Origin of the sequence: Acinetobacter sp. YH16031 (assembly GCF_013417335.1) — a bacterium.
In the GTDB taxonomy this organism is placed as follows: Bacteria; Pseudomonadota; Gammaproteobacteria; order Pseudomonadales; family Moraxellaceae; genus Acinetobacter.
In genome coordinates this window covers 1-3,251 of the sequence record NZ_VPED01000093.1, presented here as the reverse complement: position 1 = coordinate 3,251, position 3,251 = coordinate 1, and the positions used below count along the sequence as shown (strand labels likewise).

At 30.2% G+C, this 3,251-nt stretch carries 5 protein-coding genes; 2 read left to right on the top strand and 3 right to left on the bottom strand.

Translation table 11 applies throughout. From position 1 onward, the window contains the following. Positions 1–12: 12 nt before the first annotated feature. Positions 13–954: an exclusion protein gene (locus FTV31_RS16060; RefSeq protein ID WP_218948751.1), complete on the bottom strand. Its 942-nt coding sequence runs from the start codon at positions 952–954 to the stop codon at positions 13–15. Between the two features lie 558 nt (positions 955–1,512). On the opposite strand from FTV31_RS16060, the gene FTV31_RS16055 reads away from it, so the two are divergent. After that, positions 1,513–2,022 (top strand): hypothetical protein, encoded by a 510-nt coding sequence (locus FTV31_RS16055; RefSeq protein WP_046206310.1) that lies wholly within the window; start codon positions 1,513–1,515, stop codon positions 2,020–2,022. A gap of 27 nt (positions 2,023–2,049) precedes the next feature. Next, positions 2,050–2,385, top strand: coding sequence for a hypothetical protein (locus FTV31_RS16050; protein WP_075175697.1), 336 nt, complete (start codon positions 2,050–2,052; stop codon positions 2,383–2,385). Positions 2,386–2,405: 20 nt separating this feature from the next. On the opposite strand, the gene FTV31_RS16045 is transcribed toward FTV31_RS16050, so the two are convergent. Beyond that, complete coding sequence (locus tag FTV31_RS16045) at positions 2,406–2,576, bottom strand: hypothetical protein (RefSeq protein ID WP_163146735.1); 171 nt, start codon at positions 2,574–2,576, stop codon at positions 2,406–2,408. 2 nt (positions 2,577–2,578) lie between these two features. Beyond that, positions 2,579–2,953 (bottom strand): hypothetical protein, encoded by a 375-nt coding sequence (locus FTV31_RS16040; RefSeq protein ID WP_046206308.1) that lies wholly within the window; start codon positions 2,951–2,953, stop codon positions 2,579–2,581. Positions 2,954–3,251 lie beyond the last annotated feature (298 nt).

Genomic DNA, 3,251 nt, shown 5'->3' with positions numbered 1-3,251 from the left:
ATCTTATTTATTCTAAAGGTTTCGCCAATTCTCTACATTATAAAAATGTGAAAGGACATGTAATTCATCTTTACAGAATTCTGTTTCCCTTTCATATTCTGAATATTTTTTATTAACAATAGATGATTGAATAGCATCATTCATTTCTTGATGAATAATTGCTGTGTCAAAGCTTTTAACCTCATGAGTTATATTACCTTTTTCTATAACTCTATATTCTTTCAACTTTTTCTCATCCTCTGCAATTTTTTTAGCTTGCATTCGGATGCTTTCAAGACCCTCTATTCTCAATTTATTAATAGCATTCTTAGCTGAATCTCGAATATTTTGCTTTAATTCAGGTTTTAAAGTGACTTGAATACCTTCAATTAAGTCGCGATCAACAGAGTTACCTATTAAGTAATCCGCTATAAGCTTAAAGAGTTCATTATCTTTATTTACTGTAATAGCCGTACGCCCAATAACAGGTAAATTACTTGCCTCAGTTTTTTCTAGACACTCTTGAATAGGTTCCATCTTGAACTCTAAACCACCGAGTTTTAATAAGGAAAATACATTATGTAAATAGTTTTTAAAACCTGCTGCTGTTGGTGCACCAAGACGACTAGCGAAAGAAAAAATATTTCGATTAGGATCAAAGAATATATAAGATGCAAAACCAATATTGGTATCTTCTTCTAACTCTTTCAAAATATTTGATGCATGTATATTGTCTGCGGTCTTTTTAATTTTTTGCACTGCATCATTCGTTTTTGCAGAAACAAAGAGATAAAAATTTTTAATTCCATCTACTGGCACCAAAAATATTTTGTCCCCAGTCATAACTATATTACTAGCAATTTTCATACTAGTATCCCAGTTTGTAAGAGCCTTTAAAAAAGGCTTTAAGTCAAATGGGTATACCTCTAGAGTATTAGTGTCTTGAATGTCATAACAGTAATGATAAATTTTCAATTCGTTTTTCCTAAAGTGAGATCGCTCTTTATTTGATCAAATAACTATATATTGTATTAATTTTAAAATAAATACCCATATATAGTGTTTTCAAGAGGCTTTAGAATCTAAACGACAAGTATTGACGCTCTATTTCACTTATATTCTAGAAAATTAAAAAATCACTTATCTATTTAAAGATTATTTGTGGTTTTGTATTTAACATAAAATCTCTTATGCGAAATCTCAGGCAAAAATCCCAACCGAGGGTTGGGAGAGATAAAAATTGACCCTAAATCACGTGGCTAGATAGGTCATAATTATTTTATTAACTTTCCGCCTTGCTTAAGAACAATATATAAAAAATCTAAAATACATAAAACTGATAACACTAAGAATAATGATCGACTTACCAGATAGCCAATTTGTTATAAACATATAATCTAGAGATTGAAATAAAATAATAGTGTTTTTTTTCATTACTTTAGCTATACAAATCTGGTTTTTTATGTCCTTAGACATACTTGAAAAATACTCTATTCTTATGACCTTTTAAAATATAATTTGTCTGAGCAAATCATGAAAATATTTTTCCTTACTTTAGTTGCTTTAGCTTTAACAGCATGTTCCAAACCTCATGATAAATATGTTGGTTACTGGCAACTTGAAGATACAAAATATCCAAAAGTTTTAGAAATCTATAAAGAGGGCAAAGAAACTTACATCGTAAATGAGAATATTCTTTCAGAAACTGATTGGTTTGGAAATAAAAAATCAGGAACGGTTTTAGAGAAGAAAGAAAAAGAACTTGGTGTGAATAACGGTTTAGCAGTTATCACATTCAACTTATCTGATGATGGAAAAACACTGCGAATTAGTAATCAACGCTATACCAAAATTAGTGAAGATGATGCAAAACAGATGATCACACATAAGAAAAACTGCGAAAGCTTAAGATTGAAATATAGAGAGGAAGCTAAAGCATTCAATATTTTTGCGCGAGATGCTCAAAAAGTCGAACAGGATAAAATTAAAGATAACTATCGAGAGCTCCAGAAAGAAATTCCTAATTGTAGTTTTGGAATCTAACTTATTTAAATATATTTAGGAAAATTTATGAAAAATTTCAAATTATTACCATTGTTATTTGCATCTCTTTTTGTAGGATGCGGCACAGTCGGAAATATGGTCATCCAGGATCAAACTTTAGAACAAAAAGCAGCCTTTGCTTTAAATACAACTTCAGACAAAGTGGCCATATCAAATAGACAAGGATCTATTGATGGCACGATAAACTTTGTAGCCACTGTAGGAAAAAAATCACATCAATGTTATATCACAACAGTTGGAGGAGCTATTAGTTCCCAGGCAGTTTGTTCGGGTTCTAACTCTGTAAAACAAAGTAGTGATAAGCAATGTAATGCTCTATTGAAAGCAGCAGGCCGCTGTTAATTTTTATGCAAAAGCTCAGGTTAATCCAGAGCTTTCTGTTCAATCTTATCATTGGCAGAGAACATACCTGGATTTGTAAGCCTGATATTTTCCTGACAACTTTCACACAGCATCAACCCGGCAAAAAGCTGTACATTCTGTCCATTTCCACAAAGCGTACATGGTTTTAAAAGTTGAATAATATTGTCCAAAATTAAGATTCCTTAGAAGAAAAGTTTTGTTCCGCATAATTAGCGGCCTTAGCTTGCATACTTCTAATTTCGTCTTTAGAAGCACCATTTTTCATTAATAACCATAAAAGCATCATGTATGTACTACTAAAATCCTCATAGTATTTTTCAGAAAAATTATTATCTTCCTCAAAATCATCTATTCGCTTTTCTAATCGATTCACCAGATCCTCAATACGATCGGCTTGCTGTTTAACAGCAATAGATTGAAAATCATTGGTCAAAATTTTACTGAATAATTTACTGGTTCTGATTCCTTCTGAATTAGCCAATTGATCGTAGAATTCTGCTACTTGTGGATCTAACCTGACTGCATAAGTTTTGACTTTTTCGCCCATAAATTACACCTCTTATTAAAATTAGATTTTGTACAAAATTAAATCTATATAATTCAAATAATTAAATTAAAATAATAGATAAATTACGTACAAATCTATTTGTACAGAATTAATTTATTTTAAAACAAAAACTTATTTAAATATAATGCTTTTTTTATGTACAACCATGAGTACATAGTTTTTCTTAAATTTATCAATATCTTATCTAAAAAAAGTGTTGTTTTGATGTACAAGCATGAGCACAGCATAAAAAATAGATAATTCAATCACTTATTCTAAAAAAAGACCATTTTTCTGT

Coding starts and splice junctions, on each gene's coding strand:
- FTV31_RS16055 (WP_046206310.1), top strand. CDS start 1,513: ATGAAAATATTTTTCCTTACTTTAGTTGCTTTAGCTTTAACAGCATGT.
- FTV31_RS16050 (WP_075175697.1), top strand. CDS start 2,050: ATGAAAAATTTCAAATTATTACCATTGTTATTTGCATCTCTTTTTGTA.
- FTV31_RS16040 (WP_046206308.1), bottom strand. CDS start 2,953: ATGGGCGAAAAAGTCAAAACTTATGCAGTCAGGTTAGATCCACAAGTA.